The sequence below is a fragment of the Dactylosporangium fulvum genome (assembly GCF_025137375.1).
GTDB classification, from domain to species: domain Bacteria; phylum Actinomycetota; class Actinomycetes; order Mycobacteriales; family Micromonosporaceae; genus Dactylosporangium; species Dactylosporangium fulvum.
The window spans coordinates 3768396-3782249 of the sequence record NZ_CP073720.1 but is presented as its reverse complement, the minus strand read 5'-3'; the positions used below and the strand labels follow the sequence as shown (position 1 = coordinate 3782249).

The 13854-nt window shown below is 69.9% G+C and carries 16 protein-coding genes; 6 read left to right on the top strand and 10 right to left on the bottom strand.

Going from position 1 to position 13854, the window contains the following annotated elements:
• Nucleotides 1-27: 27 nt before the first annotated feature.
• The 4 genes from tatA to Dfulv_RS17880 all read right to left on the bottom strand — a co-directional run bounded on the left by tatA (nt 28) and on the right by Dfulv_RS17880 (nt 2842).
• Entirely contained in the window at nt 28-294 is a 267-nt protein-coding gene (tatA, locus tag Dfulv_RS17895) for a Sec-independent protein translocase subunit TatA (RefSeq protein ID WP_259864560.1), read from the bottom strand.
• A 191-nt stretch (nt 295-485) separates the two neighbouring features.
• On the bottom strand, nt 486-749 hold the full coding sequence (locus Dfulv_RS17890) for a hypothetical protein (protein WP_259864556.1): 264 nt from the start codon (nt 747-749) through the stop codon (nt 486-488).
• A 123-nt stretch (nt 750-872) separates the two neighbouring features.
• Nucleotides 873-1826 carry a helix-turn-helix transcriptional regulator gene (locus tag Dfulv_RS17885; protein ID WP_259864554.1) on the bottom strand — a complete coding sequence of 318 codons (954 nt, stop codon included), beginning with the start codon at nt 1824-1826 and terminating at the stop codon, nt 873-875.
• Nucleotides 1823-2842 (bottom strand): helix-turn-helix transcriptional regulator, encoded by a 1020-nt coding sequence (locus tag Dfulv_RS17880; protein ID WP_259864553.1) that lies wholly within the window; start codon nt 2840-2842, stop codon nt 1823-1825. Before Dfulv_RS17880 ends, Dfulv_RS17885 begins: the two co-directional genes overlap by 4 nt.
• Nucleotides 2843-2957: 115 nt before the next feature.
• Between Dfulv_RS17880 and Dfulv_RS17875 the strand changes: the two genes are divergently transcribed.
• Nucleotides 2958-4058, top strand: coding sequence for a DUF3866 family protein (locus Dfulv_RS17875; RefSeq protein ID WP_259864539.1), 1101 nt, complete (start codon nt 2958-2960; stop codon nt 4056-4058).
• On the opposite strand, the gene Dfulv_RS17870 is transcribed toward Dfulv_RS17875, so the two are convergent.
• The 6 genes from Dfulv_RS17870 to rfbA all read right to left on the bottom strand — a co-directional run bounded on the left by Dfulv_RS17870 (nt 4026) and on the right by rfbA (nt 8478).
• Nucleotides 4026-4610: a hypothetical protein gene (locus Dfulv_RS17870; protein WP_259864537.1), complete on the bottom strand. Its 585-nt coding sequence runs from the start codon at nt 4608-4610 to the stop codon at nt 4026-4028. The two genes, Dfulv_RS17875 and Dfulv_RS17870, sit on opposite strands and share 33 nt — an antisense overlap.
• 7 nt (nt 4611-4617) lie before the next feature.
• Entirely contained in the window at nt 4618-4848 is a 231-nt protein-coding gene (locus Dfulv_RS17865; RefSeq protein ID WP_259864535.1) for a hypothetical protein, read from the bottom strand.
• A gap of 60 nt (nt 4849-4908) precedes the next feature.
• The gene (gene pafA / locus Dfulv_RS17860; protein WP_259864533.1) at nt 4909-6267 is read right to left on the bottom strand and encodes a Pup--protein ligase; all 1359 of its coding nucleotides are present in this window, start codon (nt 6265-6267) and stop codon (nt 4909-4911) included.
• A 35-nt stretch (nt 6268-6302) separates the two neighbouring features.
• Nucleotides 6303-6902: a dTDP-4-dehydrorhamnose 3,5-epimerase family protein gene (locus Dfulv_RS17855; RefSeq protein WP_259864526.1), complete on the bottom strand. Its 600-nt coding sequence runs from the start codon at nt 6900-6902 to the stop codon at nt 6303-6305.
• Complete coding sequence (locus tag Dfulv_RS17850; RefSeq protein ID WP_259864524.1) at nt 6899-7513, bottom strand: class I SAM-dependent methyltransferase; 615 nt, start codon at nt 7511-7513, stop codon at nt 6899-6901. Before Dfulv_RS17850 ends, Dfulv_RS17855 begins: the two co-directional genes overlap by 4 nt.
• 95 nt (nt 7514-7608) lie before the next feature.
• Nucleotides 7609-8478: a glucose-1-phosphate thymidylyltransferase RfbA gene (rfbA, locus tag Dfulv_RS17845; RefSeq protein WP_259864521.1), complete on the bottom strand. Its 870-nt coding sequence runs from the start codon at nt 8476-8478 to the stop codon at nt 7609-7611.
• A gap of 88 nt (nt 8479-8566) precedes the next feature.
• Here rfbA and rfbB point away from each other — a divergent pair, with 88 nt between their 5' ends.
• The 5 genes from rfbB to Dfulv_RS17820 are packed head-to-tail and all read left to right on the top strand — an operon-like array spanning nt 8567 to nt 13510.
• Nucleotides 8567-9559, top strand: a complete 993-nt coding sequence (rfbB, locus tag Dfulv_RS17840) for a dTDP-glucose 4,6-dehydratase (protein ID WP_259864518.1) — start codon at nt 8567-8569, stop codon at nt 9557-9559.
• Nucleotides 9556-10452: a dTDP-4-dehydrorhamnose reductase gene (rfbD, locus tag Dfulv_RS17835; RefSeq protein ID WP_259864516.1), complete on the top strand. Its 897-nt coding sequence runs from the start codon at nt 9556-9558 to the stop codon at nt 10450-10452. Before rfbB ends, rfbD begins: the two co-directional genes overlap by 4 nt.
• On the top strand, nt 10449-10796 hold the full coding sequence (locus Dfulv_RS17830) for a DUF2304 domain-containing protein (RefSeq protein ID WP_259864514.1): 348 nt from the start codon (nt 10449-10451) through the stop codon (nt 10794-10796). The genes rfbD and Dfulv_RS17830 overlap by 4 nt, the downstream gene beginning before the upstream one ends.
• Nucleotides 10783-11484 (top strand): glycosyltransferase family 2 protein, encoded by a 702-nt coding sequence (locus Dfulv_RS17825; RefSeq protein ID WP_259864511.1) that lies wholly within the window; start codon nt 10783-10785, stop codon nt 11482-11484. Before Dfulv_RS17830 ends, Dfulv_RS17825 begins: the two co-directional genes overlap by 14 nt.
• A gap of 19 nt (nt 11485-11503) precedes the next feature.
• Nucleotides 11504-13510: a hypothetical protein gene (locus Dfulv_RS17820; protein WP_259864510.1), complete on the top strand. Its 2007-nt coding sequence runs from the start codon at nt 11504-11506 to the stop codon at nt 13508-13510.
• Nucleotides 13511-13854: the final 344 nt, after the last annotated feature.

Sequence of the window (13854 nt, the reverse complement as noted above, 5' to 3'; positions counted from 1 at the left end):
CCAGGAGTGTCACGTCGCCGGGGCGCCTCAGCGCTCGCGCACGCGGTCGACCGGGTCGACCGTGGGCTTCGGCGACGGCTGGCTGTCGTCGATCGTCCCGCTCAGGGGCTGCCGGCCCGACTGCGCCTCGGCCTTGGCGTCGACGTCGTCGTCAGCGAGGCCCTTGGTCTCAGCCTTGATGATCCGGAGCGACCGGCCCAGCGAACGCGCCGCGTCGGGGAGACGCTTGGCACCGAACAGCAGGATCAGCACCACCACCAGAACGATGATGTGCCACGGCCTAACTGCACCCATGTGAAGCCACCTCACTGTATTTGTGCTGCCCGACCCATCGTACTGACCATCGGAGGGTGAGGGCAGAGGCCGGGGTTAGCGGGAAGGGGTCCGGCCGCTGAAGTCCTGACGAGTGTTGACGGTGAACTGCCCGATCGTCAACCATTCGTTTGGACAAACACGCTATTTGCCCGGTTGATCCGCCAGGTTTGTTAACTGTTTTCCTCGGCGCCGCGGCGGGCCTGGAGGACGAGCGCCTTGTCCTGCAGATCGGTCAGGCGCGGCTGCATGGCCTCGACGGTCGTCTGGAGCTGCGCCAGATGCGGCTCCACACGGTGCTGGCCGTCCAGGAGGCGGCGCTGCAGGGAGGCGGCGGCGATGCCGAACCGGCGCAGGCTGCCGGCCGCCTTCGCCGCCACGATCGCGAGAAGGACAAGCGCGAAGAGCACGATGCCGCCGGAGATCAGCCAAGCCACGGATCGACCTTAGTGCACCGGCCGTGTGTCGGCAGCGCCGCCACGGCCACAACGTGCGGCGAACGCCGCCGAGGCGCCCTGTGGCGGCCAGTCCCATGATCCCGGAACATGAAACGGCGTGCGTCAGGGCAGGGTGGCATAGGCCGACAGGGCCTTGCGGGCCTCGGCGGCGACGGCCTCGGCCAGCTCCGGCGGCGACAGGACCGTCACCTCGGCGCCCAGGCCGAGCACCATGCGCCGGGCCCAGTCGAGGTCGGAGGCGCGCAGTGACACCGTCCAGTGCTCCCCCGGGCCGCGGACGACCTCCTCGCACGGATACTGCTCGGTGATCCACCGGACGCCGCGGCCGACGCGCAGGGTGACCAGCGGCAGGTCCGGCGTCGGCGTGAACAGCGTGCCGCTGCGGGTGTCGGTCGGGCGGGCCTGGACGGGCACCTGGGCCGGCTCGTCGAGCTCGGCCGAGGCGTCGATGCGGTCCACCCGGAACAACCGGACCGCCTGCGCGCGGCGGCACCACGCCTCCAGATACGCCCAGCGGCCGACGACGAGCACCCGCATCGGGTCGACGACCCGGTCGGTGGTCTCGTCGCGGGTCGCCGTGTAGTACGTGATCCGCAGCGCCCGCCGCCGCTCGACGGCGCCGCGCAGCTCCTCCAGGCGGTCGGCGTTGCCGGGCAGGCGGACCTCGACGGGTGCGTCGGCCAGGTCGCCGGCGGCGTGCTCGATCTTGGCGAGGGCGCGGTGCACGCCGTCGCGCTGGGCGACGCCCGGGGTCTCGGCGAGCATCCGCAGCGCCACGATGAGCGCGAGCGCCTCGTCGGGGTTGAGCCGCAGGGGCCGGTCGATCCCGGCGTCGTAGGTCAGCGTGACGCTGTCGCCGACGAACGCCATGTCGATGAGGTCGCCGGGGCCGTATCCGGGCAGGCCGCACAGCCACAGCAGCTCGAGGTCCTCGCGCAGCTGCCGCTCGGTGATGCCCTGGTCGTGGGCGGCCTCGGCGAGGGTGACGCCGGGACGGGCCTGCAGGTAGGGCACCAGATTGAGCAGGCGGCCGAGCCGCTCGGCGGAGTTGCTCACGCCGGCACCCCCATCCCGACCTGCGACGCCTCGACCCGGCCGCCGGCCGCGTCATAGGAGGACTCGATCGCGCGGAGGCGCTGCACGACGGCGTCGCGGATCTCCGGCGGGTCGAGCACGACGACGTCGGCGCCGTAGCCCACCAGCCAGCCGGCGAAGAAGTCCACGTCGGCGTAGCGCAGCGTGAGGCGGTCGCCGTCGGGCCCGGGCACGCAGTCCTCGGCCCAGCGGCGCACGCCGGCGGCCCGGCCCGGCCGGACCAGGACGGTGGCGCTGCCGGTGCGCTCGACCGGGCCGCTGGTGCTGGCCACGTAGCCGATCAGATCGGCCTTGGGCGGCTCGTAGGCCCCGCGGCGGCCGACGCGGCGCACCCCGCTGACGATCCGGGAGAGCCGGAAGCAGCGCTCCGCGTCGCGGTCGAGGTCGTGTCCCACGACATACCACCGGCCGCGCCAGCAGACCACGCCCCACGGCTGGAGGCGGCGGGCGTGCGCGGTGTCGCGCTCGGGCACGTGGTAGTCGAACGTGACGGCCTGCCGGTCCCGCACCGCCGCGGTGAGCGGCTCGAACGCGGGGTCGACGTTGACGACGGCCTCGACGCCGAGCGTGGCGTGCGGGTCGACGTCGATGCCGCCGGCGCGCAGCTTGGCCAGGCCGGAGGAGGCGGCGGCGGCGAGGCCGCTCTGCTGCCACAGCCGCGCGGCGATGCCGACGGCGGCGGCCTCGTCGGGGGCGAGGCGGATGTCGGGCAGCGCATATTCCCGGCGGGCGATGCGGTAGCCGGGCTCGCTGTCGAAGATGCTCGCCGTGCCCATCTCCAGCGGGACGCCGAGCTCGCGGAGCTCGGCCTTGTCCCGCTCGAACTTGCGCTGGAACGCTTCGTGGTCGCGCTCGTCCTGCGGGTCGTGCTCGTAGCCGGGAACGATCGTGGCGATCTGGTCGGCGGTCAGGAAGCGGCGCGTAGCGAGCAGACAGATCACCAGATTGACCAGGCGCTCGGTTCGGGTCCGCGACACCCAGCGAACCTACCAGCCCGAACGCCTGTTCTGCGTCGCCCACGCGGACACTGCATGTTCCATCTCGGACCGTCACGGCGCGTAAACATTCTGTGGCTGTACTACGGTATGCGCCGTGATCCGCTGGCGTTGGGGAACGGTCGTCGGGGTGCACCGTGAGTGGCGGGGCAGCCTCGAGTTGGACGTGACGGTCGAGGCTCGGCGTCCCGAGGATCCGGCGGCGGTACGGGCCCTGGCGTACCCGGCGCTCGTCGGCACCCCGCAGCCGGGCGACCGGGTGCTGCTGAACCTCAACGCCCTGGCCCTGGGCCTGGGGACCGGCGGTTACGCGCTCGTGGTCGCCGTGCCGGACCGGCTGCCCGAGGACACCGACGTGCCCGGCCACGTGGTCAAGGCGCGGTACACGCCGCTGCAGGCGATCGTGCTGGCCGCCGACGAGGAGGCCTCCCCGCTGCGCGGCGCGCTGACCGGCGCGGCCGACCTGGGCGGCATGCCGGTCGTCGTGGCGGACCTGCACTCGGCGCTGCCGGCCGTGGTCGCGGGCGCCCTCGCCGACGCGCCCGGCGCCCGGATCGCCTACGTGATGACCGACGGCGGCGCGCTGCCGGCCTGGTTCTCCCGCACGCTCGACGGGCTGCGCGGGCTGCTGGCGGGCACGGTGACGACCGGGCAGGCGTTCGGCGGCGACCTCGAGTCGACCAACGTGCACAGCGGGCTGCTCGCCGCCCGGCACGGCCTGCGGGCCGACCTGGCGGTGGTCACCCAGGGGCCGGGCAACCTCGGCACCGGCACCTCGTGGGGGTTCTCCGGGGTCGCCGCGGGCGAGGCGGTCAACGCGGTCGCGGCGCTGGGCGGCCGGCCGATCGCGGCGCCGCGGATCTCCGACGCCGACCCCCGGCCGCGGCACCGGGGCGTGTCCCATCACAGCCTGACCGCGTTCGGGCGGGTCGCGCTGGCCCCGGCGGAGCTGGTGGTGCCGTCGGACCTGGCACCGGAGCTGGCCGCCGCCGTGCGGGCCGCGCTGGCGCCGCTGACCCCGCCGCACACGCTGGTCGAGGTGCCGTCGGCGGACCTGACGGCGGCGCTGGAGTCGCTCCCGGTCAAGCTGTCGACGATGGGCCGCGGGTTCGCCGAGGACCGCGCGTATTTCCTCGCCGCCGCCGCGGCAGGACGACGGGCCGCGTCAGGCCTTGCTCAGCGCGGCGTTGGCGACTGACTGCAACTGCGGCAGGTGGTTGGCGTCCGGGTCGGCGCCGGCGATCAGGTAGACGGCGACGATCGCCTTGCCGCGCCTGGCGAGCAGCGTCTTGGACTTGTCGCTCAGGGCCGCCTCGCCGACGCCGCCGACGGCCTCCAGGGAGGCGATCGTCGTCCACAGCTTCTGCGCCTGGCCGGTGTCGGGGAAGGTGAGGGCCACGACGGTCACCTGGTCGCCGGCGGGGTTGCCGAACGGGCACATCCGGGCGCGTGCGCTGAGGCCGAGGCTCTGCACCGCCTGCCCGTACTGCGCCACGGCGGCGGCCCCGTCGCCCGTGCTGGGCTGCACGGCCAGACCGGTGGACTTCTGCACCTGGGCGGCGGTGATGAGGCCCTGGCAGCCGTCGCTGTTCACCGGCGGCGGCAGGCTCGGCGACGGTACCGGCAGCAGCGACTCCCCGGCGTTCGGCGGCGCGCTGGCGGGCAGCGGGCTGCGCCGCTCACCGTCGTCGGTGCAGGCTGCCGTCAGCCCGGCGACCAGGAGCAGCGGGACGATCAGGGACCGCTTCACGGGGCGGTCACCCGTCCGAGAAGATGACGATGGCCGCGAAGCCGCCGACGATGACCACCAGCGCCAGCGCGAGGATCCAGGTCGGGATCGCCGGCCCCTCGGTGCGGTTGCGCTCGATCTCCTCGCGGATGCGCTGCAGGCGCCGGCCCTGCCGCGTCGTCTTCTGGCGGTCCGGGTTGAAGTCCGCCTTCGGGAACGAGCGGGGCCGGGGCTCGGGCTGGTCGGGCTCGTCATACATAGCCCGGCCAGCCTAGCCTCTGGCGCCCGGCGGCAACTCAACTCATCGGTAACTTTGTCGTCACATGCTGGCGATCAGCCGGTCGACCCGCTCGTCGTAGGCGCGGAACGGGTCCTTGCACAGCACGGTGCGCTGCGCCTGGTCGTTGAGCTTCAGGTGCACCCAGTCGACGGTGAAGTCGCGGCGGCGCTCCTGGGCGTGGCGGATGAACTCGCCGCGCAGCCTGGCCCGGGTGGTCTGCGGCGGGGTCTCCTTCGCCTCGAAGATCTCGAGGTCGGTGGCGACCCGGTCGACCGCCCCGCGCTTCTCCAGCAGCCCGTAGAGGCCCCGGCCGCGGCGCAGGTCGTGGTAGGCCAGGTCCATCTGCGCGACCCGCGGATGCGACAGCGGCAGGTCGTGCTTGGCCTGGTACCGCTCGATGAGGCCGAGCTTGGTCACCCAGTCGACCTCACGCTCGACACCCTTGAGGTTGCCGGTCTCGACCGCGGCGAGCACCCGGCCCCACAGGTCCATGACCCGCTTCGTCGCCGCGTCGGCGCCGCGGCGGTCCAGGAACTCGGTGGCCTTGTCGAAGTACTCCTGCTGGATCTCGAGCGCGCTGACCTCCTTGCCGCTGGCCAGGCGGACCCGGCGGCGGCCGGTGATGTCGTGCGACACCTCGCGGATCGCGCGGATCGGGTTCTCCAGCGAGAGGTCACGCATCGCGACCCCGGCCTCGATCATCCGCAGCACGATGTCGGCGGTGCCGACCTTCAGCAGCGTGGTGACCTCGTTCATGTTCGAGTCGCCGACGATGACGTGGAGCCGGCGGTACCGCTCGGCGTCGGCGTGCGGCTCGTCGCGCGTGTTGATGATCGGACGGGAGCGGGTGGTCGCCGACGAGACACCCTCCCAGATGTGCTCGGCGCGTTGCGACAGGCAGTACACGGCGCCGCGCGGGGTCTGCAGCACCTTGCCGGCACCGCAGATGAGCTGGCGGGTGACCAGGAACGGAATGAGGATGTCGGCCAGGCGGCCGAACTCGCCATGGCGACTGACCAGGTAGTTCTCGTGGCAGCCGTAGGAGTTGCCCGCCGAGTCGGTGTTGTTCTTGAACAGGTAGATCTCGCCCGCGATCCCCTCGTCGTGCAGCCGACGCTCGGCGTCGACCAGCAGGCCTTCGAGGATCCGCTCGCCGGCCCGGTCGTGGACGACCAGGTCGGGCACCGAGTCGCACTCGGGCGTCGCGTATTCCGGGTGGGAGCCGACATCCAGGTAGAGGCGCGCGCCGTTGCGCAGGAAGACGTTGCTGGAACGGCCCCACGACACGACGCGCCGGAACAGGTAACGGGCGACCTCGTCCGGGGACAGGCGGCGCTGCCCACGGTAGGTGCACGTGACCCCGTATTCGGTCTCAAGGCCGAAAATTCGCCGGTCCATGTACAGACATTAGCCGTCGTGGGGCCGATTCCGCTCTATTGCGCTCGCAGACTTTGCGTGTACTCCTCGCAGGCGCGGTAGTCCGGCAGGCGGCCCGCGGCGAGCATCTCGGCGAGCGTGGGCGCCGCGGCGTCGCGCGCCGACAGCTGCGGCGTCTCGGTCGGCCATTCGATGGCCAGGTCAGGGTCCAGCGGATGCACGCCGTGCTCACCGGTCGGGTTGTAGACCTCCGAGCACGCATACGTGAGCGTGGCGTCGTCGGTCAGCGCGCAGAACCCGTGGCCGAGGCCCTCGCCGATGTACACCGCACGGCGGTCGACGTCATCGAGCAGGACGCTCTCCGACCGGCCGAACGTCGGCGAGCCGACGCGCAGGTCGACGATCACGTCGAGGACCGCGCCGCGCGTGCACATCACATATTTCGCCTGACCGGGTGGCACGTCGGCGAAGTGGATGCCGCGGACGACATCCTTCGCCGAGACCGACAGGTTGCCCTGGGCGAGCCGGAGCGGGTGACCGGTCTCGGCCGCGAGGCGGTCGAAGCGATACCACTCCGTGAACAAGCCTCGAGGATCGCCATGCAGGGCGGGAGAGATCTCCCAGGCTCCGGCGATCGACAACTGGCGGAATTTCATGGTTTGCGGGCCACCGTCACGAACTCGTTGTAGGTGAATACCTTGCCGGTCGGGCGCGGGAACGGGAACGAGTATTGCCGGTCCAGCGTAAGCCCGAGATCGGTGCAGATCTTGCCGACTTCGTCGAAACCGGAGAACCTGACGTGGGTGGCGTCGCTGGCGAAACCGCGCTCCTGCGGCGTGATGAAGACGGCACGCCCGCCCGAGCGCAGGAACGGCAGGTAGGAGGCGATGATCTCCTTGGCCTGCGCTTCCTCGACGTGCTGGATCAAATGCGCACCCAGGATCGCGTCGAAACGATCAGGGGCGGCGAATTCGGACTTGAAGAAGTCCTCGATGGTGAACGCGGTGAAGCCGGCGGCCCGGCAAGCCTCGATGGAGGTCGCATTGTGGTCCACACCCACGCCGTTTCCGTCGAGGTGCGAGAGATTGCGGCCGATGCCGCAACCGACGTCGAGCGTGAAGCCGAGGTCGAGCCGGCGAATGTTCCACCGATACGGCGCCTGCACGTTCAGTGCCCGCTTCCAGCCGGCACCACTGAGGCGCTGCAGACGATCCGTGTAGTCAACGCCTTCGGTCATGCCGCCGGATGCCTTCAAGGTCTCACTCACCGTGCCACCCTCTCAGACCACTTCACCCGGAGCAAGTAGCCCAGTTCACCCGAAGCAGACGGTCGGGTGACCCGGCATCTCGAGCTTTCACCCACTCAGAATGACCAGTCTACGAGCTGCAGGAGATAATCCCCGTAACCGCTCTTGCGCAGCGGTTCGGCGAGCGAGCGCAGGTGGGCGTCGTCGATGAAGCCGGCACGCCAGGCGGCCTCTTCCACGCAACCGATCTTGAAGCCCTGCCGCTCCTCGATCACCCGCACGAACTCGGAGGCCTGCACCAGCGAGGCGAACGTGCCGGTGTCGAGCCAGGCGGTGCCGCGGTCGAGCACGGTCACGTGCAGTTCGCCGCGCTCGAGGTAGGTCGCGTTGACCGCGGTGATCTCGAGCTCGCCACGGTCGCTGGGCTTGAGCCGGCGGGCGATGTCGACCACCTGGTTGTCGTAGAAGTACAGGCCGGGCACCGCGTAGCGGGATTTCGGCTGTTTCGGCTTTTCCTCGATCGACAGCACCCGGCCGTTCGCGTCGAACTCGACCACGCCGTAGTCCTCCGGGCTGGCCACCGGATAGGCGAAGACCCGGCCGCCGACGACGTCGGCGTTCTCGGACAGCCGCTGACCGAGTTGCGCGCCGTGGAAGAGGTTGTCGCCGAGCACCAGCGCCACGGACTGCTCGCCGATGAACTCCTCGCCGATGATGAACGCTTGGGCGAGGCCCTCCGGTCGCGGCTGGACCGCGTACGACAGGGAGAGACCCCACTGGGTGCCGTCGCCGAGCAGGCGCTGGAACTGCGCCTGGTCCTCGGGCGTGGTAATGACCAGGATCTCGCGCACGCCGGCCATCACCAGCGTGGTCAACGGGTAGTAGATCATGGGTTTGTCGAAGACTGGCATGAGTTGCTTGGAGACAGCCTTCGTCAGTGGCCAGAGTCGCGAGCCGGTTCCGCCGGCGAGGATGATGCCACGCACGCCGGACACCTTAGTGGGCGATCCGGATGTCCCGCTGACCCGGCGGCGGGTCATCCGCACGCACGACGTGCACTACACTCCCGACCTCGTGAGAATCCTTGTCACCGGCGGTGCCGGATTCATCGGCTCCCACTACGTCCGGACCCTGTTGCAAGGCGGATATTCCTCCTATGCCGGGGCTCAAGTCACCGTGCTGGACAAGTTGACCTATTCCGGCAATTTGGACAATCTGCTACCAGTAGCGAGCGACCAGTCCTACACGTTCGTGCAGGGCGACATCTGCGACGCGGACCTGGTCGCCGAGGTCCTGCCGGGACATGACGCGGTGGTCCACTTCGCGGCCGAGTCGCACGTCGACCGCTCGATCCTCGGTGCCGGCCCGTTCGTCACCACCAATGTTCTCGGCACCCAGGTGCTGCTCGACACCGCGCTGCGTGCCGGTGTCGGCCGCTTCCTGCACGTGTCCACCGACGAGGTCTACGGGTCGATCGCCGAGGGCTCCTGGACCGAGGAGTGGCCGCTTGCGCCGAACTCGCCGTATTCCGCCTCGAAGGCCGGCTCCGACCTGCTCGCCCTGGCGTACCACCGCACCCACGGGATGGACGTCGTGGTGACCCGGTGCTCCAACAACTACGGACAGTTCCAGTTCCCGGAAAAGGTCATTCCGCTCTTCATCACCAACCTGCTGGACGGCAAGAAGGTCCCGCTCTACGGCGACGGCGGCAATATCCGCGACTGGCTGCACGTGTCCGACCACTGCGCCGGGATCCAGCTGGCCCTGGAGAAGGGCCGGGCCGGCGAGGTGTACCACATCGGCGGCGGGCAGGAGCTGACCAACCGTGAGCTCACCGAACAGCTGCTGGCCGCCTGCGGCCGGGACTGGGACACCAGCGTCGAGTACGTCGAGGACCGCAAGGGCCACGACCGGCGCTACTCGCTGAGCATCGAGAAGATCCAGAACGAGCTCGGGTACGTGCCGGCGATCAGCTTCGACCGCGGCATCGCCGACACCGTCGCGTGGTACCGGGACAACCGGTCGTGGTGGGAGCCGCTCAAGAACCGGGCATCCCTGGGCGCATGACCAGCTGGTTGTTGACGGGCGCCGGCGGAATGCTGGGCCAGGACGTGCTGGACACCTTGTCCGACCGCGTCAGCACGCAGGGGCACACCGTCACCGCTGTGAAGCGGGCCGACCTGGACATCACCGACGCGGCGGCGGTCCGCGCGATGGTCGACGGCCACGACGTGGTGATCAACGCCGCCGCCTGGACCGACGTCGACGGTGCGGAGTCCGACGAGGCGGCCGCCACCGCGGTGAACGGCACCGGCGTCGCCCACCTGGCATCGGCCTGCGCCGCGACCGGGACGCGTCTGCTGCATGTTTCGACCGACTACGTCTTCGCCGGCAACGCCGGCGAGCCGTATGCCGAGGACGCGCCGACCGCGCCGCTGAACGCCTACGGCCGCAGCAAGCTCGTCGGCGAGCAGGCGGTCCTGGACATCCTGCCGGCGCACGGATATGTGGTTCGCACCGCCTGGCTGTACGCCACGCACGGGCGCAACTTCGTGACGACCATGCTCCGGCTGGCCGGTGAGCGGGACTTCGTCGACGTGGTCGACGACCAGATCGGCCAGCCCACCTGGTCCGCCGACCTGGCTGCGCAGCTCGTCGCCCTTGCCGACGCAGCCCTGGCCGGCACCGCGCCGGCCGGCGTCTACCACGGCACCGCGTCCGGCCGGACCAGCTGGTTCGGCCTGGCACAGGCCGTCTTCACCGAAGCGGGGCTCGACCCGGCTCGGGTACGACCCACGACCAGTGAGCGCTTCGTGCGACCCGCACCCAGGCCCGCGTTCAGCGTGCTCGGGCACGGCCGGTGGCAGGCGGCCGGGGTTCCTCCGATGCGCGAATGGCGTGAGATGCTGACCGCAGCGCTGTCAAAGCGGCCATCCGGCCTCGGAAAGGGACCGGCATGAAGCTCACCATCATCACCGGGTTGACCGCGCTCGCGGCACTCGGTTTCATGATCGAACTGCTGCGCAGGCGGCAACTTCAGGAGAAGTACGCGATTCTCTGGCTCGGCGTCAGCCTCGTGGTGCTGCCGCTCGGGTTCTTCCCGACGCTCGCCGACACGGTGGCGAAGGCCATCGGCGTCGCGTCCGGCGTCAGTCTGGTGCTCTTCCTCGGCATCGTCTTCCTGTTGCTCGTGTGCGTGCACCTGAGCTGGGAGGTCAGCCGACTCGAGGAGGAGACCAGAACCCTCGCAGAAGACATCGCGCTGATTCGTGCCGAGCGGGAGCGCAGCAATGATCAACGGTAAGCGCGTCCTCATCATCATCCCGGCATGGAACGAATCGGGTTCGATCGCGGATGTCGTCGCGGAGGTCAAGGGCGAACTGCCCGGGGTGTCCGTGATCGTCGTCGACGACGGCTCCACCGACGACACCGCGGCGCGGGCCGCCGCCGCCGGTGCGATCGTCGCGCGACTGCCGTACAACCTGGGCGTCGGCGGCGCCATGCGGACCGGCTACCGGTACGCCCGTGACCACGGTTTCGACGTGGCCATCCAGGTGGACGCCGACGGTCAGCACGACCCGCGATACATCCCGAAGCTCGTGGACGCGCTCGACGAGCACGACCTCGTCATCGGCGCCCGGTTCGCCGGCGAGGGCGGATATGCGGTCAAGGGCCCCCGGAAGTGGGCGATGAGACTGCTGTCGAGGGTGATCTCCTGGCTGGCCCACGCCCGGCTCACCGACACCACGTCGGGGCACCGCGCGTGCAACCGCGAGCTCATCGAACTGTTCGCGAACTGGTATCCGGCCGAGTACCTCGGGGACACCATCGAAGTCCTGGTGCGGACGGCCCGCATGAAGTACAAAATCACTCAGATCCCGGTCGCCATGAGGCCACGCATGGCAGGCACTCCGAGCAACTCACCCGTCAAGGCATCGATCTACCTCGGCCGTGCCGGCATGGTCCTGCTGCTGGCGTTGATCCGCGCCTGACTCTCAAGGAGCCCCTCCCTTGACCACCGTCACCTCCGGCAGCGCCACGGTCGCGGGAAAAGCAGCACCACCCCGGCGTCTGCGGGCGCCGCTGGGCTGGTCGGCCGCGTTCGCACTGGCCTGGCTGCTACCGCTGGTAACCCATCTGATCCACGCCGATGTCCTGCTGCCCGTCCTGGTCGTGGCGGGCTTGGCCAGTCTGCAGCGGGGCACGGCCGGATGGTTCGACCGGGTGGTGGTCAGCCTGGCCCAACTGTTTCCGGCGCTGTGCGTGGCCGGACTGCTGTTCTCGGTCTGGCCTTGGCACCTGCATCCGGTGGCGGTCGGCGGGTTCGCCCTGACCGTCCTGGTGCTGCTGTCGCTGCTCACCGGCCGCCGACCGGCACGGCCCCGCCGCTGGCGAACGCGGGACTGGGTGCTGGCCGTCGGCTTCGGCGGTGCGACGGCGCTGGCCCTGGAGCCGTTCGTGCTGCGCGACCTGGGTGGCCGGCTGGGCGTGCTGATCCCCGGCGAGGACATGTCCCGGCATTTCCTGCTGTTCGACATGATCGGCCAGGTCGACGGCTACGCCTTCCTCCACCCGCAGGAGTCGCTGCGCTACGCACCGGATGTGCTCGCCGAGGGGATCCGGAACTATCCGCAGGGCACCCACTTCTCCTTCGCCGTGCTGGACCGCTTCATCCGCTCGTCGGACACGGCGGCGGCCGACGGCACGGTCGCGATGGACGTGATGGTCTGGCTCTGCGTGGCCGCCTTCGTGTTCCTCGTCCTGGCGGTGCTGTGGAGTGCGCGCCGGGTCGCCGGAGCCGGCGCGAACCCGGTCCGGCTGCTTGCCACGATCGGGCTGATCGCCGCCTGGCTGTTCTTCGGCGACCCGGTGTCGGTGCTCACCCGCGGATACCCGAACGAGCTGGTGGGCCTCGCCCTCGCGGCGCTGCTGACCGCGTTGGTCGCACGCCCGCTGGCCAGTTTCGGCGAGCAGCTGGCCACGATGGCGCTCCTGCTGGTCGGCGTCTCGTTCAGCTACCACCTCTTCCTGCCGTACTCGGCGGTCATGGTCGGCATCTGGGCATGGCGGGAACGGCTCTGGCGCCGTCCGGTGGCATGGCTGGCCGCGGTGCTCATCGCGGCTCCGGTGGTGTTGACCCCCCTGCTCAACGCGAAGGCGGCCAGCGGCTACCAGCTCACCCTGCCCGGCACCGCCCAGGTCGCCGACCGGACGGCGACGCTGGTGCTCATCGTGCTGGCGCTGCTCTCCCTGGCCTGGCGAGGCGGCCTGCGGGCACCGGGAAACCAGCGCGCGGCCCTGGGCATCCTGGTCGCAGGTGCGATGTCGGCGACGCTCGCCGCATATCAACTGATCACCATCGGCCGCACCATCTACTACTTCGAGAAGACGCTGCACCTGGTCATCATCGTGGGGCTGGTCGGTCTCGGCGGGCTGGTCCGCCTGCTGCCGCGCCGCACGATGCCCGCCTTCGCCGTGGTGCTGCCGTTGGTCGTCGCGCTGATCGTGGCCGGCGGCCGTTGGCACAACCAGTTCGCCAGCAACGGGCTGCGGCTGGCGGCCGCGCTCGAGCGGGGCTCACCCGACGGCGCGCGTGATGCCATTCTGATGACTCGAATGTATCCGGACGGCGGCGGCATGATGAATGTCGACTTCATGAGTTCGCCGTATCGAAACTGGTATGCGTCGCTCTACGCATCCGTGATGCAACGCAACTACCGGCACGCGCAAGTCTGGTACCTGTGGCAGGACCCGCTGTCGAAGCCGAAGACGCTCGAAACTCTGGAAGCCATGGTGCAGGACAGTCCTGTGCCGATTCGCTTCTTCATTTTCGATCCCGAGGCCAGTTTTCTCGTGCTGGATCCGGAGCATCCGGTCCGGGCGTCGGCACAGCCCGGCGTCACGCGGTCGGCATACGGTGACCCCCGGGCCAAATCGAACATTGACGCAGTCGAGTATCTGGCCGCCAAGTACCCGGACAAGGTGAAGATCGTGCGCGCCGTGCCGCCCAACCGGTGACACGTATTTCATCCCGCCTTACCTGTGACTTTTCGTGGCCGGCGACCGAGCACCGACCGTTCCATCCGTCACCCCACGATCACTTGCTGAAACCGATCGACCGACGATCGTCTGCCGAAACGACGCCGGGGCACGCTCATTCGCATTGTGATAGCGTCGGCGCGTTCTGAGCGGTGCTCGCTTGGTCTGTGGCGAGCCACAATCCGCGACACATCGAGGGGACGATGGTAAGTCAGCACAGTGACGCCGCTGTGGCGAAGCCTTCCCAGGACCCAGCCGAGGAGATCGTGAGCCCGCCGGACGGAGGCACGTCAACAGCAATACCAACCGCGCAGGACCCGAGT